We start from the raw sequence: 23,959 nt of genomic DNA, 5'->3' as shown, positions 1-23,959 counted from the left end.
GCCCGCTACGAGGTGCTGACCGACGTCGGCACCGGGCTGTTCGACTTCGGGCACGTGGACGGCCCGGCCGCCGACGCCCTGCTGCAGCACCCGCTCGGCGTCACGGCCCTGCCCGACGGGTCCGTCGCGGTCAGCGACACCTACAACGGCGCGGTACGTCGCTACGACCCCTCGACCGGCGAGGTGACCACCCTGCTGGCCGGGCTGGCCGAGCCGAGCGCCGCACTGGTCGCCGGCGAGCACCTGATCGTGGTGGAGTCCGCCGCCCACCGGCTCACCCGGCTGCGGCTGCCCGCCGCCGCTCTCGTCGTCGACGGCACGGCCCGGCGCACCTCCCGCCCGGTCACCGAGGTGGGGCCGGGCGACGTGGACCTCGAGGTGGTGTTCACTCCCCCGCCCGGGCAGAAGCTCGACGAGCGCTACGGCCCGGCCACCCGGCTGCTCGTGTCGGCCACCCCGCCCGACCTGCTCAAGGAGGGCGACGGCACGGGGACCGACCTGGTCCGCCGGATCACGCTGGACGGTCAGGTCGGCGACGGCGTGCTGCACGTCGCAGCCCGCGCGGCATCCTGCGACGAGCCCGGTGAGGGCGTCGACTTCCCGGCGTGCCACGTGCACCAGCAGGACTGGGGCGTCCCGCTGCGGGTCGTCGACGGGGCACCGAGCTCGCTCACGCTGCACCTCGCCGGCTGAGCCGTGCCAGGGTGGGTGCCGTGTTCGAGACGGCGGAGGAGCTGGCCTGGCTGGACGACCTGCTGACCCGCTCACTGCGCGGGTCCAGCGAGCACCTGCGGGCCATCATGACCGAGGGCGAGCGCACCCTCGACGCGGAGCAGACGGCGACGGTCCTGACCGGGATGCGCACCCTGTCGGTGGCGACGGTCACGCGCGGCGGCGAGCCGCGGATCAGCGGCGAGGACGGCCACTTCCTGCACGCCCGCTGGGTGTTCACGACCTCGGGCGAGGCGGTCAAGGCGCGGCACCTGAGGGCCCGGCCGGCGGTCTCGGCGGCCCACATCGTCGGCGACGACCTCGGCGTCTTCTGCCACGGGCAGGCCGAGTTCCTGGGCCCGGACCACCCGGACCGGCCGGCGGTCGAGGAGCACCTGACCGCGCACTACGGCTCCAGCCCGAGCAGCTGGGGGCCGGACATCGTCTACCTGCGGGTGCAGCCGCACTGGATGGTGTCCTACGCGTTCGCGAAGGACCGGCTGCTCGGCGAGACGTCCTGAGCCTGAGTCAGCGGTCGCGCACAGTCGGCAGGCGGCTGGTCTCGCCGGCCCAGCCGGGCCGGTGCACGTCGTTCTCGTACCACTCGTCGGTGCGGTCGTCGTAGACGCGCTCCCGCCGGGGTCGCCGGTCGGCGCGCGGCGCGCGGTTCATGACCAGCTGCATGACCAGGACCAGGACGCCGGCCCAGACCAGGATCAGGCCCAGGTCGAGCACGTCGACGTACTCCTCGATCTCGGCGGGCGCGTCGACCGCGAAGGCCAGCACCGCTCCGACGGCCATCAGCACGACGCCGGTGCCGACGGAGGTCCGGCCGTCGGGGGGTCGCGAACGGCTCATGCGGATCCTTTCCTCCCTGGGAACCTGCGAACGAGAGAGGCCGGCCGCCCCGTGCGGGGGGCAGCCGGCCTGGTCAGGTCGTCAGACGCGGTCGTCGTAGACCCGGCGCTCCGCGACCACGTCACCACGGGCGCGGTTGCGCGGCCCCCAGATGAACGCGGTCATGATCAGGCCGATGGCCCCCACGACCATGAGGATCCAGCCGACCACGGCGATGTCGAGTCCGGAGACGCTGACGTTGACGGCGAAGGCAAGGATCGCGCCTAGCGCGATCAGGAAGATGCTGACCCCGATGCCCATTGGTGAACCTCCCGGCTGAGCTGGTGGACGACCGGGCGGGCCGGCCTGGCGCCGGCGGCGGGCGCCGCCTGCACGTTTGCTTGCATCGTGGCTGTACCCCGGTCTGCCGAGCAGCAACCTGGCGGCACCCGATCGGCCGGTCGTCCACCCCGACCCAACCGGGACGGATCCGGACAGACCGCCCTCGAACTCAGCCCTAGAAGGCCTCCTCGGGCAGCTCCATCAGGGCGTTGTCGATGCCCTCGGCCACCGCGCGGTGCGCCGCGAGCAGCGGCAGCGCCTGGCGGGCGAAGAAGCTCGCCGCTGCCACCTTGCCCTGGTAGAAGGCGGCGTCGCGGCCGGTGGCACCGCCGTCGAGGGCCCCTTGGGCGACCGCCGCCTGGCGCAGCAGCAGCCACCCGGTGACCAGGTCGCCGCAGGCCAGCAGCAGCCGGGTGGTGTTCTGGCCCACCTTGTAGACGTTGGTGACGTCCTCGGCCGACGCCGTGAGCGCGCCGACCATGGTGCCGACGATGCCCTGGACGTCCTCGAGCGCCTTGGCGAGCAGGTCGCGCTCGGCCCGTAGCGAGCCGTTGCCCTCGTCGCCCTTGGCGAAGTCCTGGATCTCGGTCATCAGCTTGGTCAGCGCCTGGCCCTTGTCCCGCACGATCTTGCGGAAGAAGAAGTCCATGCCCTGGATCGCCGTCGTGCCCTCGTAGAGGGTGTCGATCTTGGCGTCGCGGATGTACTGCTCGATCGGGTAGTCCTGCAGGTAGCCCGAGCCGCCGAAGGTCTGCAGCGACTGCGACCCGAGCAGCTCGTAGGACTTCTCGGAGCCGAAGCCCTTGACGATCGGCAGCAGCAGGTCGTTGAGCCGCACCGCGAGGTCGTGCGCCGCGTCGTCCTGCCCGTCGGCCTCTGCGAGCGCGACCTCGTCCTGGATGGTGGCGGTGTAGAGGATCAAGGCGCGCATGCCCTCGGCGTACGCCTTCTGCAGCATCAGCGAACGGCGCACGTCGGGGTGGTGGGTGATCGGCACCCGGGGCGCGCTCTTGTCGGTCATCTGGGTCAGGTCCGGCCCCTGCAGACGGGTCTTGGCGTAGTCCAGCGCGTTCAGGTAGCCGGTCGACAGGGTGGCGATGGCCTTGGTGCCCACCATCATCCGGGCGAACTCGATGACCTTGAACATCTGGGCGATGCCTTCGTGCACGTCGCCGACCAGCCAGCCGACGGCCGGCTCGTCCTCGCCGAAGGTGAGCTCGCAGGTGGTGGAGGCCTTGAGCCCCATCTTGTGCTCGACGTTGGTGACATAGACGCCGTTGCGCTCACCGAGCTCGCCGGTGTCCCAGTCGAAGTGGGTCTTGGGGACGATGAACAGCGACAGGCCCTTGGTGCCGGGGCCGGCGCCTTCGGGCCGGGCCAGCACCAGGTGGACGATGTTGTCGGACATGTCGTGCTCGGCCGAGGTGATGAAGCGCTTGACGCCCTCGATGTGCCAGCTGCCGTCCGCCTGCTGGACCGCTTTGGTGCGGCCGGCGCCGACGTCGGAGCCGGCGTCGGGCTCGGTGAGCACCATGGTCGCGCCCCACCTGCCGTCGACCATCCGCTGGGCGACCTTGTGCTGCTCCTCCGTGCCGAGCCGGTAGATGACGTGGGCGAAGGCCATGCCCGACGCGTACATGTGCACGGCCGGGTTGGACCCGAGCACCAGCTCGGCGACCGCCCAGCGCAGGCTCGGCGGGCAGACCGTGCCGCCCAGCTCCTCGGGCAGGTCGAGGCGCCACCACTCCGCGTCCATGTAGGCCTGGAAGGACTTGGCGAAGCCGGCCGGCATGGTCACGCTCCTGGTCGCCGGGTCGTAGACCGGCGGCTCCCGGTCGGAGTCGAGCAGCGACTCGGCGAGCTCGTGGGTCGCCAGTCGCTCGACCTCCTGCAGGATGCTGCGCGCGGTCTCCTCGTCGACCTCGGCGTAGGGCCCGCTGCCCAGGACCTGCTGGCGGCCGAAGACCTCGAACAGGTTGAACTCGATGTCCCGGAGGTTGCTCTTGTAGTGACCCATCTGCGGCGTCGCCCTTCCGTCCGGCGGTTAGCTACTCGTCGGTAACAACGATGATGCTACTCGCCAGTAACGTTTGGCAAGGGCTTCCGCAGTCGGACCCAGAGGGCTTCCGCAGTCGGACCGGCCGAACCTGACCCGGCGCCGGGCGGGCCGGGCGTCCGCGTGCGGTCAGCCGGCGGCCTCGGCGGGACCGGCCACCCCGTCGCCGGCGGCGTCTTGCTCCGCCAGTTGACGACGTACGTCGTCCATGTCCAGCGCCCGCACGCCTTCGATCAGCTGCTCCAGCATCGGCGCGGGCAGCGCGCCGGGCCGGGCGTAGACCAGGATCCCGTCGCGGAAGGCCATCAGGGTCGGGATCGAGGTGATGGCCGCCCGGGCCGCGAGCTCGCGCTCCTCCTCGGTGTCCACCTTGAGGAAGCGGATGTCCTCGTGCTGCTCGGACGCGGCCTCGAAGACCGGCGCGAACTGCCGGCACGGCCCGCACCAGGCGGCCCAGAAGTCGACGAGGACGATGCCGTCGCCCTCGATGAGCTCGTCGAAGGCCTCGCCGGTCGCGGTCGCAGTCGCCATGCCGGGTCCAACCGCCCGGCCGGCGGTTCTCTTCCGGTCCTCAGGTCGTCGCGGCGGCCGGGTCGGTGCTCCCCTGCGCGTCCTGCGTGCCGCGCGGCAGGTGGCGCACCGATGGCAGGGCGGCGACCACGGCAGCGGCCGCCACGCCCACGACGGTCATCACCGCCAGCGTCTCGTGCAGCCCCACGGCGGCGCTGACCAGGCCGAGCACGATGTTGCCGACGGGGATCATGCCGGCGCTGGTGAGGTAGTCGTAGCTGGCGACCCGGGACAGGGCGTGCTGCGGGACGTGCTCCTGCAGCGAGGTCTCCCACAGCGTGAAGTAGCCGGTGACGCAGATGCCGGCCAGCAGCTCGAGGCCGGCGATGCCCCACGTGCCCAGGCCGCTGCCGATGAACGCCGCCTGGCACGAGGCGCCGAGGAGCATCAGGGACGAGACGCGCAGGGCGAACCGCGGTCGCCACCGCAGCAGCAGCAGGTCGCCGAGGACGCAGCCGGCACCGAACCCGGCGGTGATGATCGCCCAGGACCGTGCGCCGTCCAGCTCGTCGGCGACGAGCACCGGGCCGAGCACGAAGATCGCCGGCAGCACGACCACGTGGTACGAGATCGAGCCGGCCAGGAAGGCGAGCACCCACGACCGGTCGCGCACCTCGCGCCACCCCTCGCGCAGGCTGGTGAGGAAGTGCGTGGTGGTGGCCTCCGGGTCCTCCCCGGAGAGCGTGTCGGCGACGACGCGGGGCCGGAGCGGCACGAGGCAGGCCACGGACACGGCGAACGTTGCGGCGTCGAAGAGCAGGGCGCCGCCGGGACCGCCCGTGAAGGCGACCAGCAGACCGCCCAGCACCGGGCCGACGATCGACCCGGTGGAGTAGCTCAGGCCGCGCAGGGCGTTGGCCGGCTGGAGGTTGACCGGCGCGACCGTGCCGGGGAGCAGCCCGGTGAACGCGGGGGCGAAGAAGGCGTCCGCCGCGCCGTAGACCGCCGCCAGCACGGCCAGGTGAGCCACGCCGGCCACGTCGGTCACCAGCAGCAGGCCGGCCGTGAGCTGGCAGGTGAACCGCGACACGTCGGAGATGATCAGGATCCGCTTGCGGTCGACGCGGTCCGCCCAGACACCTGCCGGCAGCGCCAGCACGGCGAAGGGGAGGAACTGGGCGACCGAGACCAGCGCGACGTCGCCCACATCACCGCCGACCGCGAGCACCGCGAACGGCAGGACGACCATGGTGACCCGGTCACCGAGGATCGACAGGAACTGCCCGGCGAACAGCAGCCGGTACTGCGGCTCCTCGCGCAGCACCGCCGGGACCCGTGGCACAGCGCGACCCGTTCGACCAGCGCGACCGGCGCGACCGGCGCGACCGGCGCGACGTCGGGGCGGGGAGTCGGACATGGCGCGCTCAGGGTGGCACCGGCGCCCCGGTCGCGCCACCGATCTTGCCGGGGTCCCGTGGTCAAGCGCGCCGCGGCTCGGGCCGATGACCTGAGGATGCTCGAGGACACGGTGACCGGGCCACGGGGAGCCACCGGGGTGGCCGGCTGGCACCCGGCGTCGGTCGCGACCGCGCTGGTGACCACGGTCAAGAGCGTGCTGCGCGGCCACGACGACGTCGTGGAGCTGGTGGTCGCCGCGGTCCTCGCCGGCGGCCACGTGCTCGTCGAGGACCTCCCGGGCAGCGGCAAGACCACGCTGGCCAGGGCGGTCGCCCGCAGCCTCGGCGGGTCGTTCGCCCGCATCCAGGGCACCTCCGACCTGCTGCCGGCCGACGTCACCGGCTCGGCGGTCTGGAACCCGCAGCGGTTCGCGTTCGAGGTGGTCCCCGGGCCGATCTTCGCCAACGTCGTGCTGGTCGACGAGCTCAACCGGGCCTCCGCCCGGACCCAGTCCGGCCTGCTCGAGGCGATGGACGAGCTCGCGGTCACGGTTGACGGGCGCCGGTGCCCGCTGCCCGAGCCGTTCACGCTGATCGCCACCCAGAACCCCACGGACCAGCACGGCACCTACCAGCTGCCGGAGGGTCAGCTGGACCGGTTCGCGGTGGCCCTGTCCATGGGCCCGCTGGCCCCGGCGTACGAGCGGATGGTGGTCCGCGAGCAGCTGGTCGAGCCCACGGTCGACCACCTGCAGCCGGTCGCCGACGTGCCGACCCTGCTGGCAGCCCGGTCCCGGGCCCGCCGCACCCATGTCGCCGACGAGGTCCTCGACTACGCGCTGGCCGTCGTGCAGGGCACGCGGGGGGACCCACGGGTCGCCGCCGGGGCAAGCACCCGGGCCGGGCTGATGCTGGTGCGGGTCGCGCAGTCGCTCGCGGTGCTCGCCGCGAGGGACTACGTGATCCCCGACGACGTACGTCGTGCAGCAGGACCGTGCCTCGCGCACCGGATGTCGACGGCCGGTCGCGGCGTGGTGGGCGCCGACGTCGTGCGTGACGTGCTGGCCCGGGTCCCGGTGCCGGTCCGGCGCTGAACGCCGCCGATGACGCCGACGTCCGGCCGGGCGGTCCACCGGCCCACCGGCCGAGCCGCGGCGCTCGTGCTCGCCTGCATCGTCCTGGCCCAGCTCGCGTGGGTGACCGGGAACGCATGGTTCCTGGTGCTGCTCGGCGGCTGCGCCGGGCTCCTTGCGGCCGGCGTGACGACCCGGGCCCGGTTGGACGGGGTCGAGGTCGAGGTCACTCACCGCCGCCGCAGCGAGGTCGGTGAGGAGGTCCCGGTCCGGGTGCGCGTGGCCAACCGCTCGGCCCGGCCGAGCAGCGAGCTGGTCCTGCTCGTGCAGACCCACGGGCTGGCCGACCTCGCGGTCTCCGTGGGGGCCCTCGAGCCGGGGGCGTCCGCCGACGTCACGGTGTCCCGCCTCGCCGCGGCGCGCCGGACCTCGGACCTCTCGCTCGTGCACCTGGAGTCCCGGCCCGGCCTCGGGCTGCTCGTGGCGCGGCGGCGCGTGCTCGCCCCCGACGACGTCGTCGTCCACCCCACGCTGCACGTCGTACGTCCGCCGCGACCCGCCCCGGCCGGTGCCGCGATGACCGACCCGGCCGCGACCGGCGCGGTCGTCGCCCGGCCCGGACCCGAGGTGCTCGGGGTCCGCCAGTGGCGCTCGAGCGACGACCGTGGCCGGGTGCACTGGCGGACGACCGCCCGCACCGGGCGACTGACCGTCCTCGAGCGCGGCGAGGTGGTGCAGCCGGCGGTGCACCTGGTCCTCCTGGGGCCGGACCCGGCGCCGAGCTTCGAGGCGGTGCTGACCGCCGCCGCTTCGATCGCGGACGCCGCGCTGCGCGCCGGCAGCCGGGTCATGGTCGTCGCCTGGCACGTCGACGGCCCGGTGCTCGCGTCGGCGACGAGACCGGCCGAGCTGCTGGACTGGTGGGCCACCGTGCACGACACGGTGCTGCCCGACCCGGCGGTCTTCGGCTCGACGGTGCTGCGCGGCTTCGGTCCGGGCGAGCTGCACGTGGCGATCCCCCTGGAGACCCCGGCGGGCTGGTCCGCCGAGGCGGCGCGGCACTGCCCGGGGCTGGCCCTGCGGGTCCTGGAGACGGCGGGATGACAGACCCCCGCCAGACGACGTCCGGCGAGACCCTGGCCATCGCGATCGCCGCCGGGACGACGGTGACCGCGGCTCTTGTCGCCCTCACCGCGCGGGGCCTGCTCGCCGGACCGGTCGCCGCCCTGCTGCTCCTGCTGGTGCCGGCGGCCGCCGCCGCTCCGGTGATCTGGCCGTGGGGCGTCCCCGCGCGCCGCCGGATGCGGATCGCGCAGCCGGTCGTGGTGGGCTGCTTCGTGCTGGCCGGTGTGAAGCTCCTGGATGCGAGTCGGGCCGGGGGCGGTGACCCGGCCGTGCTGGTCGACGGCATCGGGCGCGTCCTCGCGCCCCTGGTCGGCGTGGTGCTGCTGGCGCAGCTGGCAGCGGCCGTCACCTTCAGGCACCTCGGTGTCGTCATGGTGGCCAGCGGGGTGGCGTTCTTCATGGCCGTCGGCACCTCACCGGAGAAGCAGTCGCCGGACGTGACCTCGGTTCTCGGCCTGGCGCTGCTCGTCGGCTGGTCGGCCGCCGTGGTGACCCTCTGGCTGCTGCACCGGGCCCGGGAGGCGCTGCGGGTGCCGCACCGGATCGGCGGCGGCCGACGGGTGCGGCCCGGCCAGCCCGCGCTGCTGGTCGCCGGGTCGGTGCTGGTGGCGCTGCTGGGCCTGCTGCTCCCGCGGCCCGAGGGGGTCCGCCCGCCGACGTCCGGGACGAGCGCCGCCTCCGACGGGTCGACCGGCATCTCCACGGATGCTGGTGCGGTGGCGCCCCGGTCACCGCAGAGCTACCTCGAGCCCGGCATGGATCTCGACGCGCGGGGCTCGCTGCCGACCACCGGCCTGGTGGAGGTCCCGGCGGGCAGCCCGCAGCTGTGGCGGGCCGCTTCGCTGTGGACGTACGACGGACGGCGGTGGGGCCCGGCCCCGTGGCCGGTCGAGCCCGTCCAGCTGCGCGCGGACGCGGGGGGCGACTACGACCTCGACGTGCTGGGCGGACGGTCCGGCCGGGCGCACGCCGAGCGGTCGGACCCGGTCCGGCCGTTGGTCGAGGGCCTGCCGCTGCTCGCACCCGGCCGGCCGGTGGCGGTCCGCACCGGAGCCATGGTCTCGCTGTGGCCGGGCGCCATCTTCCGCGGCACCGCACCGGGCGTCGCCAGCGGCCGGGCAGCGCCGTACGTGATGACCAGCACGGCCGCGCTCCAGGAGCCGGTCAGCCCGCTCGACCTCGCCCTGCCGCCGACGGTGACCGAGCGGACCCGCGCGCTGGGGGTGCGGCTGACCCGTGGCCGGCCGACGGTGCTCGACAAGGTCGCCGCAATCGAGCGCTACCTGCGCGCTACGGCCCGCTACGACCTGGACTCCCCGGTGCCGGACGAGGGCGAGGACGCGGTCGACGACTTCCTGTTCGAGTCGCACGAGGGGTTCTGCGAGCACTTCGCGTCGGCGGAGGCGGTGCTGCTCCGGTCGGTCGGCGTGCCGGCCCGGGTGGTCACCGGGTTCGCCGGGGGCACCCCCCGGGCCGACGTGCGGGTGATGACCGGTGCCGACGCGCACGCCTGGGTGCAGGTGCACGTGGGCGACTCCCAGTGGGTCTGGACCGACCCCACGGCCGGCGCGACGCCGGCCGAGGACGAGCCGCGCGTGCCCGCACGGCTGTGGGCTCTCGTCCGGGCGCATGCATCGCTGGTCGTCGGGCTGCTGGTGACGGCGGTGCCGGGCGCCCTCGCGACCGTGCTCCTGGTGCGCCGGGCCCGACGCCGCAGCGCCGGGGCCCGGGCCGCGGCAGCGCCGCTCGACGTCAAGGTGAGAGCGGCCATGGCGGAGCTCGAGCGCGTGCTGTCGGGCACGTCGCTGGTGCGGGCACCCGCCGAGTCGCTGGAGGAAATGCGCCGGCGGCTGGTCGCCGGCTGGCCTACCGCCGACCCGCCGGACCCGGTGCGGGTCGCCAACGCCTTCGACGTCGTGCACCGGGTCCTCTACGACACCGCCCCGGTCGGGTCCGAGGACGCGCTCGCGGCCGTCGCCGTCCTCGCCGACCTGGCCGCCCGGCTGCTGGGCTGGCGTGAAAGCCTCGGAGCCCAGCATGCGTGGGCGAGAGGCTGGCGATGGACGAGGTCACCGAGGGCGCGACGTTCCGCGACGTCGACTGGTACGCCGAGGACCTCGGCGGCCGGTCATTCGTCTCGTGCGTCTTCGACGACGCCGACCTGACCGAGGCCACGTCGCGCGGCGCCCGCTTCGAGGACTGCGAGTTCCGCGGCAGCCGGCTCAACTCCTCCGTGCACGACGGCACGTCGTTCGTCGGTTGTCGCTTCCACCGCACCTGCTTCTTCGACGTGACCCTGCGCGGCTGCAAGCTGATGGGCTCGAGCTTCGTCGACTGCAGGCTGCGACCGATGACGGTCGAGGGCGGCAACTGGTCCTACGTCCAGCTCCGCGGTGCCGACCTGTCCGGCCTCGACCTTTCCGGCCTGCGGCTCGTCGAGGCCGACCTCGCCGAGGCGGACCTGAGGCAGACCGTCCTGCGCGGGGCGGACCTGACCCGGGCCACCGTGCGCGCGGTGCGCCTGGGCGACGGCGACCTCGCCGGGGCGACCCTCGAGGGTGTCGACCTGTCCGGCCTCGAGTGGCACGGCACCCGGCTGGACCCGACGCAGGCCCTGCTGGTCGCCGAGGCGGCCGGCGTGGTCGTGGTCTGACCCGGCTCGGTGGCCCGTCGCTCAGTCGTCCTCGTCCTGCTCGAGGACGGCGAGGACGTTGCCCGCCGGGTCGGTGAACCAGGCGATGGCCGGCCCGAGGTCACCTCGGGCGACCCCCTTCTCGTCCTGGCCGAACCCGTCGTAGCGCTGCATCGGGACGCCGGCCGCGGTGAGCTGGTCGACCGCCTTGTCCACGTCGTCCACCGGGAAGCTCAGGACGGTGAAGGTGGCCGGGGTGTGGTCGGGCTTCGGGTAGACCATCACGTTGCCCCCGCCGCCCAGCTGCAGGTTGAGCAGGCCGCCGGGCATGGGGAGGTCCTCGACCGTCAGGCCGAGTGTCTCGGAGTAGAAGGTGCGCGCCGCGTCGATGTCGTCGACGGCGAAGCTGGCGAAGGCCGGTGAGGTGCCGAACATGCGGGTGCTCCCGTCCGCTAGGTGGTCTGGCTGTCCCCATGGTGACCCGGCGCGAGCACCGGAGTCATCGGTGACGACGTCAGCCGCTGACCTCGTCCAGGTGCCGCAGGAGCTCGTACGCCGCATCGGCCACGTCGCGGTGCCGCCACTCGAGCGCGCGGTACACGCAGGCGATCAATCCGGACCGGTGCACCCGCCGGAGGTCCCCGTAGACGAACGCGTGCCGTGCCTTGGTCCCGTCGTTGGCCCCCTCGGTGAGCCCGAGGTGCCAGGCGGCGTAGTCGTCCCAGGAGTGGTTCTCGAGGTAGCCGTTCTGCACATCGGCCCCGGGCTGGACCTCGCCCCAGTCGCTGTCGAGGACGTACTGCCGCTTGTCGACCAGCTCGCGGCAGCGAGTCACCGCCGCCCGGTTCACGTCGTACGACGCCATGCCGGTGCTCTGCCCGGGTCCTGGGCCGGCCATGCCTCTATCCGCAGGCGGAGCAGGGCCATCGAGCGTCCGGCAGCAGCGGCTCGAAGAACAGCCGCGCCTCGTGCGGCGGGCTCCCCGGCCGGGGCGATCGCACGTCGACGACGTACGCCAGGATCCGTGACGCCACCGTCGAGTCGCGCAGCACCCGTGCGCCCCGCAGGGTCTCGACGATCCGGGCAGCACGCTGCGTGGGCATCACCGAGCACGGCCAGTCCGCCGGCAGCCGGCGGTCGCCGGGGCTGGTGCGTCCGAAGAGGCTCTCGTCCGGGACGGCGGGGGCCTCAGCGACGTTCGTGGTGGCATCCCTCAGCCCGTAGCAGACGGCGAACCTCGACGGCACGTACGCCGTCAGGCGCTCCCTACGCCAGGCGTCGGGCGGCAGCCACGAGCCCGGGTTGGTGACCCGCTCGCAGCTGCGGGAGTCGCAGGAGGTGGACGGCCGGTCGACGGCTCGCAGCCGGCCACCGACGCGCACCAGCGGACGCCGTGGACCGGTCGCGGGCCGGTCCGGCGCAGGTGCCAGGCCGGCCCCCGAGCCCGCGACGTAGGAGCGCAGCCGTTCGACGCCGGAGAGGGTGAGCTGCTGCTCGAGCAGGCCGGTCGAGACCGGGTCGGCCCCGGTGCGGAGGTCGGAGTAGCGCAGGCTGATCAGACGGCCGTCGGCGTAGACCCAGACCCGGGCCTGCGTGGTCCAGACCTCGACGACCAGCTCGCCGCCGGCCGGGCTGCTCGGCGTCGCACCGGCGGGAGGCAGGCCGATGAAGCCGACGCCGGTCGAGGGTGCGAAGTCTCCCGGGAGCGCCGCTGTCCGCGTCGGCGTCGGTGGCGGTGTCGGTGTCGGTGATCGCGTCGGGGCGGCCGCGTCCGGCTCCGCCGGCTGTCCCAGCCGGGGCAGGACGACCACGGCGGCCAGGGCCAGCGCGATCACACCGAGCCCGGCCTGGACGCGGCCGGGCACCAGCGGCTCGCGCTCGTCGCGGCCACCGATCTCGTCCCGGCTCACCCGCACCTCCAGGTGGGACCACCTCAGGTTAGGTCAGGCTCCTTCCGGCTGGTGCGCTGCCAGGGCGAAGAACTCGGCGCGGGCTCGGACAGACCGAGGATCCGGTCTCCCGGCAGGTAGCCGACGTGGGCGACGCCGACGAAGGGCAACAGGTGCTGCTCGCAGACCGAGTGCACCGGGATGCCGCGGGCCAGCACGAGCTCGTCGTAGCCCTCGTCGTTGGGGAACGTCGTCAGGTCGAAGGGCCGGGGCTCGAACAGCCCCGCGTACGCGCTCGCCATCCGGGCCGGCGTGCCCGCGACTCCCTCCGCGTCCAGGCGGAGGCCGAGGGCGGTGAGGACGCGGCTGCGGCGACCTGTGCGCCCAATAGATCCACCGGCCCGGTGTCGTGCACCATGCGCAGCGCCCGGGGTCCACTCTCTGGGTGGGCGCCCCGACCCTCCGCCAGTGCGGTCATGCCGACGGCTGGTGACGGTCGCCGGACCGGACGGCCGGGTACGCAGCGGCCAGCCGGGCCAGGGCGAGGGCGGAGACCATGAGCCCGAAGTCGCGCAGGGCGACGTCGTAGAAGCCTGGGATGAGCAGCAGGTTGCCGATGATCCCGGCCAGCCAGGCAGCCACGACGTAGCCGCCGAGACGTGGGCGCACGGCGACGAGCACGCCGGCAGCGACCTCGACGACGCCGACGGCGAGCATCGCCTGGTGCGCGCTGCCCGGCACGAGGTCGTCGATCGATGGCGCCAGGTAGCCCGACCAGTCGGTGAGGAGGTCGGCGAACTTGTCCAGCCCGAAGGCGATCGGGGCGACGGTGAAGACGGTCCGGAGCAGCAGGAACGCCTGGCGCGCGGGGTCGTGGCGGACGTCGTCGAGGCTGCGGCGGGACGTCATGTGGAGCGTGGTCATGTGCGTTGCCTCCTTGTGTAACGGACAGTACGATGGACGCTAGACCGTCGGGTTACTTTCGTCAACCAATTCGTCCCTTAGAAGGGGCTCAGGTGACCGAGGAAGACTTCGCCACGCGAGTGGCCGGCGTGGCCGCGCTGGCGGAGCCGGTGCGCCGTGACCTGTACCTGTTCGTCGCCGCCCAGCCGGAGCCGGTCGGCCGGGACCAGGCGGCCGCCGGTGTCGGCGTTGCCCGGCACACGGCGAAGTTCCACCTCGAGAAGCTGGTCGAGGAGGGCCTGCTGGTCACCGAGTTCCGCCGGCTGACCGGGCGGCAGGGGCCGGGTGCGGGACGACCGGCCAAGCTGTACCGGCGGGCCCCCGGTGAGCTCGCCGTGTCGCTGCCGGAGCGCCGCTACGACCTGGCCGGACAGCTCATGGCAGCGGCGATCGACGAGTCGTCCCGTGGGGAGACGCCGGTCCGCGAGGCGCTCCACCGTGGCGCTGCGACGTTCGGTGCGTCGCTCGGTGAGCAGACGCGCGCCGGGCTGCCAGCGCGGAGGTCGGTCGACGCGTCGATCGGGGGGCTGTGCACGACGTTGGCCCGCTGCGGGTACGAGCCCCGGGCGGACGCCGGTGTCGTCACGCTCCGCAACTGCCCGTTCGACGCGCTTGCTCGCGAGCACACCGACCTGGTGTGCGGGATGAACCTCGCGCTCGTCACGGCGGCCGCGGACCGTCTGGACGAGCGGCTCGCGCCACGACTCGACCCCGACCCGGAGCGGTGCTGCGTCGTGGTCGCCGTCCGTTAGACAAGGCCGCGAACTCCCAACGCCCCTTAGCGCGGCGCCCGACCCTCGAGGCAGCGGCGAGATCACGTGAGGTGGCGCGGACGTGGCGGGCTCGCTGGAGCGGGTGACGAGAATCGAACTCGCACTGTCAGCTTGGGAAGCTGATGTTCTGCCATTGAACTACACCCGCGCAGGGCGGCGAGCGCCCCGACCGGCAGCATCGTAGCGTTCCTCGCCGACGGTGCCGAGGTGGCGTGCGCCCGCCGGTAGGGTCGGCGCGTGCTGCTCTCGGACAGGGACATCCGCGCGGCCATCGCCGCCGGCCGGGTCACGCTCGAGCCGTACGACGCGACGATGGTCCAGCCGTCCAGCGTCGACGTGCGGATCGACCGCTACTTCCGGGTCTTCGAGAACCATCGCTACCCGCACATCGACCCCTCGGTCGAGCAGGCCGAGCTGACCCGGCTGGTCGAGCCCGAGGGCGACGAGCCGTTCATCCTGCACCCGGGCGAGTTCGTCCTCGGCTCCACCTACGAGGTCGTGTCCCTGCCCGACGACGTGTCAGCCCGTCTCGAGGGCAAGAGCTCGCTCGGAAGGCTCGGGCTGCTGACCCACTCGACGGCCGGCTTCATCGACGCCGGGTTCTCCGGCCACGTGACGCTCGAGCTGTCCAACGTGGCCACCCTGCCGATCAAGCTGTGGCCGGGCATGAAGATCGGCCAGCTGTGCTTCTTCCGCCTGACCAGTCCGGCCGAGGCGCCGTACGGCTCCGGGGCGCAGGGCTCGCGCTACCAGGGGCAGCGCGGACCCACGCCCTCGCGCTCGTTCCAGAGCTTCCACCGCACCGCGACCTGACCGCCGGCCCGCCCAGCCCGCCACGCCCCAGCCCCCCAGCCAAGATCGTTTGCGACGTAGGCCCGGGTGACGCGCCGATGCGCCGGCGTGTCTCTGGGCGCAACGTCGCAGACGATCTCGGGTCACGGCTGGGTGGCCGGGCAGGTGTCGGTCAGGTGCTCGACACGGCGTCCAGCACGTCGAGCCGGGCCGCCCGTCTGGCCGGCAGCAGCGCCGCGACCACCCCGCTGGCCCCGGCGATCGCCACGATCAGCGCCAGCTGCCCGACCGGCACCACCGTCTCGGCGGTCTCGATGCCCGAGGCCTTGATCGCGTAGACCAGGGCCCGGCCGATGCCCAGCCCGATGACCAGCCCGAGCACCGTGCCGTAGACCGCGATCAGCGCGGCCTCCCAGCGGACCATGCCTCGCAGGTGCGCCCGCGACATCCCGACCGCCCGGAGCAGCCCCAGCTCGCGGGTCCGCTCGACGACCGAGAGCGCGATCGTGTTGCCGATGCCGACCAGCGCGATGACGATCGCCAGGGCGAGCAACGCATAGACGACCCCCAGCATCGCGTTGAACTCGTCGACCACCGACTGCCGGACCTCGTCGCGGTCCTGGACCTCGACCGAGGCGTACGCCGCGGTGACCCCCTCGACCGCGGACCTCAGGTCGGGGGCACCCACCCCGTCGGCCCCGGTCAGGTAGACCCGGGTGTCCAGCTGGTCGGGCTGGGCCGCCGAGAAGGCCGACCGGTCGACCCACACCGGGCCGGTCCAGTCGGGGTGGTCGAACAGCGCGCGCACCGTGAAGCTCTGCGTCGCCCCGCTCGGGAAGACGACGGGCAGCTCGTCCCCGATCGCCAGGTCGTGGCCCTCGGCCCAGCGCGAGCCGAGCGCGATGCCGTCCCGGCCCAGCCCGTCCAGCGAACCCGACGAGACGCCGATGTCGAAGGCGCGGTCGACGGTGGCGGCAGGCCAGCCGCTGAGCTGGGTCACCGAGTCCCCGACCTCGGCCTCGGTCATCTGGGTCGGCACGGCGGCCGCCACCTCGGGCAGCCGGCCGAGGTCGTCGGCCATCCGCGGGCTGGCGCCGCCGTAGGTCCAGGCGCCGGTGTCGGCGACCAGGTCGCCGCGGAACTCCTTGTCGAAGGAGTGGCTGACCGACCACTTGCCGGACGCGGCGAAGACCGTGATGCCGCCGACCAGGGCGACCCCGATCATCAGCGCCGACGCGGTGGCCGCGGTGCGCCGCGGGTTGCGCAGCGCGTTCTCCCGGGCCAGCCGGCCGCGCATCCCCGCGATCCGGGGGAGCGGGGCGGAGAGGACCCGCACGACCGGCCGGGCGAGCACCGGGCTCAGGACCACGGTGCCGACGAAGCCGGCCAACGTCCCGACCAGCACCAGCGGCAGCTCGCCGCCGACGAAGCCCGCGACGAGCGCGACGGCGCTGACCCCGGCGAGCAGGATTCCCAGGCCGACCCGCACCTTCGAGGGTCGGGTCTGCTCCACGGCGACCGACCGCATGACGGCGACCGGTGCCACCTTGGCCGCCCGCCGGGCCGGCAGCAGCGCCGACAGCAGCGTCACACCGACACCGAGCGCGAACGCGATGCCGAGCGAGGACGCCTTGATCACCAGCGGGCCCTCCGGAAGGGTCACGCCGGCGCTGCGCCACAGCGCCTGGATGCCCGACGCCACGCCGACGCCGGCCAGCAGGCCCAGACCGGAGGCCAGACCGCCGATGACCAGCGCCTCGACGGCGACGCTGCGCCGCACCTGCTTGGAGCTCGCCCCGATGGCGCGCAGCAGCGCCAGCTCGCGGGTGCGCTGGGCCACCAGGATCACGAAGGTGTTGTTGATGATGAACGCCCCGACGAGCAGGGCCACGCCGGCGAAGACCTTCATGAAGATGGCGAAGAAGTCGGCGTCCTCGTTGCTGCGGCTCGCGTTCTCGGCGTCCAGCGCCGAGCCGGTGAGGACGTCCAGTCCGCCTGAGCCGTCCGTGCCGACGCCGAGCCTGTCCCGGATCGCCGAGGTGACCTCGGCCTGGCTCACGCCGGGAGCCGCCTGCACGGCGACGCTGTCGACTCGGCCGTCGCGGCCGAGCAGCCGCTGGGCGGTGTCGAGGGTGAAGAGCACGGTCCGGTTTCCGGCGCGGTTGTCCGCCGAGCCGAAGCGCGCGACACCGACGACGGTCACGTCGCTCGGCCCCGCGGCGGTGAGCACGGTCGTCGGGTCGCCCGGGGCGAGACCCGCCTCGTCGGCCAGGCTCTTGTCGACGACCACCTCGTCGTCGGCACGCGGGCCACGGCCGGTCGTGAGCACGAACGGGTTCAGCTCGGCCGCGTCGGTCCAGGCCATGCCGGCCGGCGCAGCGCCCATGCTGATGTCGTCGATGGCCTCGCCGTCGGCGGCGACGACCTGCGCGTAGCCCTCGACCCGCGGCGCGACCCGCTCGACGCCGTCGACGGCTGCGACCTGGTTCGCCACGGTCTCGGGCACCGGCTGGTGCAGCGTCCCCGCGAAGCTGTCGATGGTGGACGGGCCGCGGACCAGGGCGTCGGTGCCCTGCTCGGCGTCGGTGTAGACCCCGGACAGCGTCGCCCGCATCGTGTCGGTGAAGACCATGGAGCCGGCCATGAAGGCCACGCCCAGCAGGATGGCGATGATGGTGGAGGCCAGCCGTCGCTTGTGCGTGGCGAGGCCACGCAGGGTGAGCGCGAGCACCGGTCAGCCCTCCAGGTTCTTCATGCGGTCGAGGACACGCTCCGCCGTGGGGGCGGTCATGTCGCTGACGACCTCGCCGTCGGCGAGGAAGACGACGCGGTCCGCGTGACCGGCGGCGACCGGGTCATGGGTGACCATCACGATGGTCTGCTGCGTCTCGTCGACCGAGCGGCGCAGGAAGGACAGCACCTCGGCGCCGGAGCGGGAGTCCAGGTTGCCGGTCGGCTCGTCGGCGAAGACCACCTCGGGTCGGCCGGCCAGCGCGCGCGCCACGGCCACCCGCTGCTGCTGGCCGCGGGAGAGCTCGGCGGGCCGGTGCGATAGCCGGTCCCGCAGGCCGACCACGTCGATGATGCGGTCCAGCCACTCCTGGTCCGGGCGGCGGCCGGCGAGCCGCATCGGCAGCTCGATGTTCTCGGCGGCGCTCAGCGTCGGGACCAGGTTGAACTGCTGGAAGACGAACCCGATCCGGTCCCGGCGCAGGCGGGTCAGGGCCTTGTCGTTCAGGGCCGTCACATCGGTGTCGCCGATCAAGACCTGCCCGCCGGTCACCGTGTCGAGCCCGGCCGCGACGTGCATCAGCGTCGACTTGCCGGAGCCCGACGGGCCCATGACGGCGGTGAACTCGCCGGCCGCGAAGTCGACCGAGACCGAGCGCAGGGCGTGGACGGCCGAGTCGCCGGCGCCGTACGTCTTGACGACGTCGATGGTGCGGACGGCGGGATGCGCCTGGCCACTCGGGCTCGGGCGCGGCTCGGGGCGGACGGTGGTGGCGGGGATCGTGGTCATCGGACGGCTCCTGCACGGCGGTCGAAGCCGACGGGCTTGCCGGCCGCCACCACCCTCGCCGCGCCCGCCCCGGGCGCACGACCCTGCTGGCCGGAGGCTTCAGGTGGTGCCAGCACCACCCCGGGCGCCTCGAGCGGGATAGTGACGACGTGGCGCAGCCCGTGCAGTCGGTGCAGGACGCGGTGGACAGGGCGGCGGAGGACGCCGGGTTCTCCGGCGTGGTCCGGGTGGACCGCTCGGGCCGCACCGAGCTCTGCACGGCGTACGGGCTCGCCGACCGGGCCCACGAGGTCCCCAACACCGTCGACACCCTGTTCGCCACGGCGAGCGGGGCCAAGACCCTGACCGCGCTGGTGGTGATGGCTCTGGTCGAGCGGGGGAGCCTAGCGCTCGGGACCACCGCCCGTTCGCTGCTGCGCGACGACCTGCCGCTGGTCGCCGACGACGTGACCGTCCGGCACCTGCTGTCGCACCGGTCCGGGATCGGCGACTACCTCGACGAGGCCGCTGTCGATGTCCGCGACCACGTGCTGCGGGTGCCGGTGCACCAGCTCGCGACGACCGAGGACTACCTCCCGGTCCTGGCCGGGCACCGCACGGTGTCCCCGGCCGGCGAGCGGTTCGCCTACAACAACGCCGGCTACGTCCTGCTCGCCGTGCTGGCCGAACGCGCGGCCGACGAGGACTACCACGCCTTGGTGCGCACTCTCGTCTGCGAGCCGGCGGGCATGGTCGACACCGCGTTCCTGCGCTCCGACGAGCTCCCCGGACGCGCTGCCGTCGGCTACCTCTCGGTGGAGGGCCTGAGGACGAACGTGCTCCACCTCCCGGTGCGCGGCAGCGGCGACGGTGGCGTCTACTCGACCGCTGCCGATGTCAGCGCCTTCTGGGAGGCGCTGCTCGCGGGCCGGGTCGTCTCGCCGGCGTCGCTGGCCGAGATGGTCCGACCGCACAGCGACTGGCCGGAGGAGTCCCGCCGCTACGGCCTCGGGCTCCACCTGCAGCCGACGGGGGACGGGATCTTCCTCGAGGGGTACGACGCGGGCGTCTCGTTCGCGAGCCTGCACTGGCCGTCGTCCGCGACCACCTGCACGGTCATCTCGAACTGGTCAGACGGCGCCTGGCCCGTCGTCCGGGTGCTCAGCGACCGCTTCGCCACCTGAGCCGCCCACCGGCACCACGGTGATGTTGCGCTGCACCGACTGCAGTAGCAGCTGGGAGACGTCGACGACCTGCACGTCCTCGCGGGCGCTGCCGTCCTGCTTCTTGGCGGTCACCGCGTCACCGAGCATGACGAGGCAGAAGGGGCAGGCCGTCGAGACCACGTCGGGGTCGAGGGCCAGCGCCTCGTCGACCCGCTCGACGTTGACCCGCTTGCCGATCTTCTCCTCCATCCACATCCGCGCGCCGCCGGCGCCGCAGCAGAAGCCGCGCTCCTTGCAGCGGTGCATCTCCTGGGTCCGCAGGGATGGCACGTTGGCCAGGATCTCGCGCGGCGGCGCGTAGACCTTGTTGTGCCGGCCCAGGTAGCACGGGTCGTGGTAGGTCACCAGCTGGTCGATCGGCGTCACCGGGGTGAGCCGGCCCTCCTCGACCAGGTGGTTGAGCAGCTGGGTGTGGTGGACGACCTCGTAGTCGCCGCCGAGCTGCGGGTACTCGCGGGACAGCGAGTTGAAGCAGTGCGGGCAGCTGGCGACGATGACGGTGCGCTGTGCACCGGCCTCGTTGAGCACCTCGACGTTCTGCTGGGCCAGCATCTGGAAGACGAACTCGTTGCCCAGGCGGCGCGCCGGGTCGCCCGAGCAGGCCTCGTTCTCGCCCAGGACGGCGAACCTCACGCCGGCGATGTGCAGCAGCTCGGCGAAGGCGCGGGTGGTCTTCTTGGCCCGGTCCTCCAGCGCACCGGCGCAGCCGACCCAGTAGAGGTAGTCGACCTCGGCGAGGTCCTCGACGTCCTCGCCGAAGACCGGCACGTCGAAGGGCAGCCCCCGCGTCCAGTCGAGGCGGGCCTTGGCGCCCATGCCCCATGGGTTGCCCTTGTTCTCGAGATTCTTCAGCATCGTCCCGGCCTCGCTCGGGAACGACGACTCGACGAGCACCTGGAACCGGCGCATGTCGAGGATATGGTCGACGTGCTCGATGTCGACCGGGCACTGCTCGACGCACGCCCCACAGGTGGTGCACGACCACAGGACGTCAGGGTCGATGACGCCGCCCTCCTCGGCGGTGCCGACCAGCGGCCGGTCCACCTGCGGCTGGCCGGACCCCGCCACCCGGCCGAAGCCGGACTCGGGGACGCCGTGGTGCGAGGCGCCGGGCTTCGCCGCCTCCGGCCCCGCCTCGTCGATTCCTGTCACGGCGGCTCCGTCGGCGCCGTGCCCGTTCGTCGAGAGGATGGCCGGGCCCTTGGCGAAGAGGTGGTCCCGCAGGTCCATGATCACCAGCTTCGGCGACAGCGGCTTGCCGGTGTTCCAGGCCGGGCACTGAGACTGGCAGCGGCCGCACTCGGTGCAGGTAGCGAAGTCGAGCATGCCCTTCCAGGTGAAGTCCTCGACCTTCCCGCGGCCGAAGGCGGTGTCCTCGTCGAGCTCGTCGATGTTGTCGAAGTCGATCGGCTTGCCGTCGACCATCATCGGCAGCAGGGGGCCGAGCGCCTTCGGCTCGCGCTTGGTCAGCACGTTGAGCGGCGCGATGAAGATGTGCAGGTGCTTGGAGTAGACGACCAGCACGAGGAAGCCGAGCACCACACCTATCTGCAGCAGGATGCCGACCGTCTCGAGCACCTCGTTGGCGTCCTCGCCCAGCGGCTCGAGGACCTCGGCGGTCGCCTTGGACGCGAAGGCCCACCAGCCGTCCTCCTGGAACGGGAAGACGCCGGTGTTGATCTGCGCGCCGCGGTAGAGCAGCAGCGTCCAGATGACGTTGAAGATCATGAAGAGCACGAGCCATGCGGCACCGGTGTGCGACCCGTAGAACCGGGAGTCGCGCTGCTTGCGCGCGGGTGCCTGCCGCAGCCGGATCACCGCGAAGGTCGCCAGCGACACCAGCACCGCGACGGCGAAGAAGTCCTCGAGGAAGCCCAGCAGCGCCCAGTGCCCGACGACCGGGATCGCGAAGTCGCGGTCGAACAGCGCGCCGTACGCCTCGAGGATCGTCGCGGCCAGCACGATGAACGCCCAGAACGTGAAGAAGTGCGCCAGCCCGGGCACCGACCACTGCAGCAGCTTGCGCTGGCCGAACACCTCGCGCAGCTGGTCCTTGGCGCGCTGCCCGATGCCGTCCAGGCGTCCCGGTGCGGGCTGCCCGGACGAGACCAGCCGGTAGAGGTAGTGCACCCGCCGGCCGGCGATCGCCAGCGCCGCGAGGGTCATGGCCAGGCCGAGCACGAGCCGTACCAAGGAGTCCTCCCGATCCGTCCCCCGACGCTGGCGTCAGCGTAGGGCTCGCCCGATGCTACTCATCGGTAACAACAGCCTGCCCGTGCAGGGTTAGCCGGAACCCCTGCGGGGCACCGTCGGTCAGCGTGCCGTCGAACGGTCGGCGGCAGAGCACGCCCGGAGGTCATGATGACGGCTCGGCTTCGTTTCCTGGTGGCCTCTCTGGCCGTGACCGCGCTGCTGGTGGGGATCGGTGTCGCACCGGCCGGGCCGGCCCAGGCGGCCGTGGACCGGCCGACCAAGATGGCATCCCTGGGCGACTCGATCACCCGCGGGTTCAACGCGTGCGGGTTCTACTTCGACTGCACCGCCCGCTCGTGGTCCACGGGCAGCTACTCCAGCGTCAACAGCCACTACCGGCGGCTGGCCGCGGTGCGGTCGCTGGCGGCGTACAACGACGCCAAGACCGGCGCGAAGATCGGCGCGCTGCCCGGCCAGGCGAGCACCGCCGTGTCGCAGGGCGTGAAGTACGCCACGGTGCTCCTCGGCGCCAACGACGCGTGTACGTCGTCGGCGAGCACCATGACCAGCGTGGACACCTTCCGGGCCAGCGCCCGGACCGGTCTGCAGACCCTGGCCAACGGCGGGGTCCGGACGATCTTCGTCTCGTCGATCCCGAACATCTACCAGCTCTGGCAGGTGGGCAAGTCCAGCTCGTCGGCCCGCCTCGCCTGGGCGGTCTACGGCATCTGCCAGTCGATGCTCAGGAACCCCACGTCGACGCAGCAGGCCGACGTCGACCGCCGGGCGTTCGTGCGCCAGCGGGTGGTCGACTACAACACCGTGCTGGCGCAGGAGTGCGCCGCGCTCGCCGGCTGCGTCTTCGACGGCAACGCCGTCTTCGGCTACCAGTTCAGCCTCGGTCAGCTCAGCACCTGGGACTACTTCCACCCCAACACCTCGGGCCAGGCGGTGCTCGCCTCGGTGACCTGGTCGAAGGTGTCGGCGGCCACCGGCTGGTAGCGGCTCTCCGAGCGCCTTGTGGACGGAGGCCGGCGTCCCGTCCCCGGGACGCCGGCCCCTCCCCTCCTGCGTGCGTCGCTCGGGCAACGGGCGCCGGGTCAGCTCCGGACCGCGACCGCCTCGAGGTAGGTCGCCGGCACCGCGATGGCGTCGGCGTCGCCGAGCCGGTCGTACGTCGTGGCCAGCGCGACGATGTCGGCCTCCAGGGCCTGCGCTGCGGCCTCGTCGAGAGCGGCGAAGGCTTTGTAGGTCGGGCCGTACCAGGTACGGAACGTGTCGACGAGCGCCTGCGCCGAGGTGAAGCGCCAGGTGAACGTGCGCTCGGTGACCGAGAGCGACGAGATGCCCGAGCCGAAGATCTCCTGCAGGTGGGACTCGGTGCCCCACAGGATCGGCGACTGCACGCCCGCGGGCGGCGGCACGTGCTTGCCGACGGTCTTGAGCAGCTGGCCGATGAATCCCTCGGGGGTCCAGCTCGCGACGGCGATCCTGCCGCCCGGCCGGGTCACCCGGACCAGCTCCGCGGCGGCCTGCCGGTGGTCCGGCGCGAACATCGATCCGAAGATGGTCGTGACCGCGTCGAACTGGCCCTCCGCGTAGGGCAGCGCCTCGGCGTCGCCCTCGACGAACCGGATGTCGTAGCCCTCGGCGGCCGCTCTGAGTCGTCCGCGCTCGAGCAGCTCAGGCACGTAGTCGACGCCCTCGACAGCGCAGCCGAGGCGCGCTGCGGCGATCGCGGCGTTGCCGCTCCCCGTGGCGACGTCGAGCACGCGCATGCCGGCGTGCAGGTCGGCGGAGTCTACGAGCTGCTCGGCGGTGGGCTGGATGATCGCGGCGATCACGTGGAAGTCCCCGCTGGCCCACATCTGCTGCTGCTTGGCCTTGACGGCCGCCAGGTCGGGAGTGTGAGTCGTGATGGTCATGGTGGTTGAGCCTTTC

General features: G+C 73.0%; 23 protein-coding genes, 1 tRNA gene and 1 pseudogene. 10 read left to right on the top strand and 15 right to left on the bottom strand.

Going from position 1 to position 23,959, the window contains the following annotated elements; all coding sequences use genetic code 11:
- Together VK640_13945 and VK640_13940 are read left to right on the top strand one after the other, a co-directional pair.
- Positions 1-693, top strand: a 693-nt coding sequence (locus tag VK640_13945; protein HTE74283.1) for an alkyl hydroperoxide reductase, incomplete at its 5' end; no start/stop codon positions are given.
- A 20-nt stretch (positions 694-713) separates the two neighbouring features.
- Complete coding sequence (locus tag VK640_13940; GenBank protein ID HTE74282.1) at positions 714-1,232, top strand: pyridoxamine 5'-phosphate oxidase family protein; 519 nt, start codon at positions 714-716, stop codon at positions 1,230-1,232.
- A 7-nt stretch (positions 1,233-1,239) separates the two neighbouring features.
- Here VK640_13940 and VK640_13935 read toward each other — a convergent pair whose 3' ends face one another.
- The 5 genes from VK640_13935 to VK640_13915 all read right to left on the bottom strand — a co-directional run bounded on the left by VK640_13935 (position 1,240) and on the right by VK640_13915 (position 5,798).
- Entirely contained in the window at positions 1,240-1,569 is a 330-nt protein-coding gene (locus VK640_13935; GenBank protein HTE74281.1) for a DUF6458 family protein, read from the bottom strand.
- Between the two features lie 81 nt (positions 1,570-1,650).
- Positions 1,651-1,869 carry a DUF6458 family protein gene (locus tag VK640_13930; GenBank protein HTE74280.1) on the bottom strand — a complete coding sequence of 73 codons (219 nt, stop codon included), beginning with the start codon at positions 1,867-1,869 and terminating at the stop codon, positions 1,651-1,653.
- Between the two features lie 196 nt (positions 1,870-2,065).
- Positions 2,066-3,907, bottom strand: a complete 1,842-nt coding sequence (locus VK640_13925) for an acyl-CoA dehydrogenase (protein ID HTE74279.1) — start codon at positions 3,905-3,907, stop codon at positions 2,066-2,068.
- Between the two features lie 168 nt (positions 3,908-4,075).
- Positions 4,076-4,477: a thioredoxin gene (trxA, locus tag VK640_13920; protein ID HTE74278.1), complete on the bottom strand. Its 402-nt coding sequence runs from the start codon at positions 4,475-4,477 to the stop codon at positions 4,076-4,078.
- Positions 4,478-4,517: 40 nt separating this feature from the next.
- Positions 4,518-5,798 (bottom strand): MFS transporter, encoded by a 1,281-nt coding sequence (locus tag VK640_13915; GenBank protein ID HTE74277.1) that lies wholly within the window; start codon positions 5,796-5,798, stop codon positions 4,518-4,520.
- 171 nt (positions 5,799-5,969) lie between these two features.
- Here VK640_13915 and VK640_13910 point away from each other — a divergent pair, with 171 nt between their 5' ends.
- The 4 genes from VK640_13910 to VK640_13895 are packed head-to-tail and all read left to right on the top strand — an operon-like array spanning position 5,970 to position 10,704.
- On the top strand, positions 5,970-6,947 hold the full coding sequence (locus tag VK640_13910; GenBank protein ID HTE74276.1) for a MoxR family ATPase: 978 nt from the start codon (positions 5,970-5,972) through the stop codon (positions 6,945-6,947).
- Between the two features lie 9 nt (positions 6,948-6,956).
- The gene (locus VK640_13905) at positions 6,957-8,030 is read left to right on the top strand and encodes a DUF58 domain-containing protein (protein ID HTE74275.1); all 1,074 of its coding nucleotides are present in this window, start codon (positions 6,957-6,959) and stop codon (positions 8,028-8,030) included.
- Complete coding sequence (locus VK640_13900) at positions 8,027-10,216, top strand: transglutaminase-like domain-containing protein (protein HTE74274.1); 2,190 nt, start codon at positions 8,027-8,029, stop codon at positions 10,214-10,216. Before VK640_13905 ends, VK640_13900 begins: the two co-directional genes overlap by 4 nt.
- Positions 10,111-10,704, top strand: a complete 594-nt coding sequence (locus tag VK640_13895) for a pentapeptide repeat-containing protein (GenBank protein HTE74273.1) — start codon at positions 10,111-10,113, stop codon at positions 10,702-10,704. Before VK640_13900 ends, VK640_13895 begins: the two co-directional genes overlap by 106 nt.
- Positions 10,705-10,725: 21 nt before the next feature.
- Here the strand turns inward: VK640_13895 and VK640_13890 are convergent, their stop codons facing one another.
- The 5 genes and pseudogenes from VK640_13890 to VK640_13870 form a co-directional block, all read right to left on the bottom strand.
- On the bottom strand, positions 10,726-11,118 hold the full coding sequence (locus tag VK640_13890) for a VOC family protein (protein ID HTE74272.1): 393 nt from the start codon (positions 11,116-11,118) through the stop codon (positions 10,726-10,728).
- Between the two features lie 79 nt (positions 11,119-11,197).
- Entirely contained in the window at positions 11,198-11,548 is a 351-nt protein-coding gene (locus VK640_13885) for a hypothetical protein (GenBank protein ID HTE74271.1), read from the bottom strand.
- A 37-nt stretch (positions 11,549-11,585) separates the two neighbouring features.
- On the bottom strand, positions 11,586-12,593 hold the full coding sequence (locus VK640_13880; protein ID HTE74270.1) for a hypothetical protein: 1,008 nt from the start codon (positions 12,591-12,593) through the stop codon (positions 11,586-11,588).
- Positions 12,594-12,676: 83 nt separating this feature from the next.
- A pseudogene (locus VK640_13875) lies at positions 12,677-12,990 on the bottom strand (GTP cyclohydrolase I).
- A 56-nt stretch (positions 12,991-13,046) separates the two neighbouring features.
- Positions 13,047-13,496: a hypothetical protein gene (locus VK640_13870; GenBank protein ID HTE74269.1), complete on the bottom strand. Its 450-nt coding sequence runs from the start codon at positions 13,494-13,496 to the stop codon at positions 13,047-13,049.
- A 92-nt stretch (positions 13,497-13,588) separates the two neighbouring features.
- Here VK640_13870 and VK640_13865 point away from each other — a divergent pair, with 92 nt between their 5' ends.
- Entirely contained in the window at positions 13,589-14,287 is a 699-nt protein-coding gene (locus VK640_13865; protein HTE74268.1) for a helix-turn-helix domain-containing protein, read from the top strand.
- Between the two features lie 95 nt (positions 14,288-14,382).
- Here VK640_13865 and VK640_13860 read toward each other — a convergent pair.
- Positions 14,383-14,456, bottom strand: a tRNA-Gly gene (locus VK640_13860).
- 89 nt (positions 14,457-14,545) lie between these two features.
- Here VK640_13860 and dcd point away from each other — a divergent pair.
- The gene (gene dcd / locus VK640_13855; GenBank protein HTE74267.1) at positions 14,546-15,121 is read left to right on the top strand and encodes a dCTP deaminase; all 576 of its coding nucleotides are present in this window, start codon (positions 14,546-14,548) and stop codon (positions 15,119-15,121) included.
- Between the two features lie 151 nt (positions 15,122-15,272).
- Here dcd and VK640_13850 read toward each other — a convergent pair whose 3' ends face one another.
- Positions 15,273-17,831 (bottom strand): FtsX-like permease family protein, encoded by a 2,559-nt coding sequence (locus VK640_13850; GenBank protein ID HTE74266.1) that lies wholly within the window; start codon positions 17,829-17,831, stop codon positions 15,273-15,275.
- A gap of 3 nt (positions 17,832-17,834) precedes the next feature.
- Positions 17,835-18,620: an ABC transporter ATP-binding protein gene (locus tag VK640_13845; protein HTE74265.1), complete on the bottom strand. Its 786-nt coding sequence runs from the start codon at positions 18,618-18,620 to the stop codon at positions 17,835-17,837.
- Positions 18,621-18,769: 149 nt separating this feature from the next.
- Here VK640_13845 and VK640_13840 point away from each other — a divergent pair, with 149 nt between their 5' ends.
- Complete coding sequence (locus VK640_13840) at positions 18,770-19,783, top strand: serine hydrolase domain-containing protein (GenBank protein ID HTE74264.1); 1,014 nt, start codon at positions 18,770-18,772, stop codon at positions 19,781-19,783.
- On the opposite strand, the gene VK640_13835 is transcribed toward VK640_13840, so the two are convergent.
- The gene (locus VK640_13835; GenBank protein ID HTE74263.1) at positions 19,730-21,991 is read right to left on the bottom strand and encodes a heterodisulfide reductase-related iron-sulfur binding cluster; all 2,262 of its coding nucleotides are present in this window, start codon (positions 21,989-21,991) and stop codon (positions 19,730-19,732) included. The genes VK640_13840 and VK640_13835 overlap by 54 nt on opposite strands.
- Before the next feature lie 219 nt (positions 21,992-22,210).
- Here VK640_13835 and VK640_13830 point away from each other — a divergent pair, with 219 nt between their 5' ends.
- A complete protein-coding gene (locus VK640_13830; GenBank protein HTE74262.1) occupies positions 22,211-23,020 on the top strand; it encodes an SGNH/GDSL hydrolase family protein in 810 nt (269 codons plus the stop codon).
- 98 nt (positions 23,021-23,118) lie between these two features.
- Here VK640_13830 and VK640_13825 read toward each other — a convergent pair whose 3' ends face one another.
- Positions 23,119-23,943, bottom strand: a complete 825-nt coding sequence (locus VK640_13825) for a class I SAM-dependent methyltransferase (GenBank protein HTE74261.1) — start codon at positions 23,941-23,943, stop codon at positions 23,119-23,121.
- Positions 23,944-23,959: the final 16 nt, after the last annotated feature.

The organism is Actinomycetes bacterium (assembly GCA_035489715.1).
Lineage (GTDB): Bacteria > Actinomycetota > Actinomycetes > JACCUZ01 > JACCUZ01 > DATHAP01.
The sequence above is the reverse complement of the archived record's forward strand: the minus strand, read 5'-3'. Positions and strand labels throughout refer to the sequence as shown.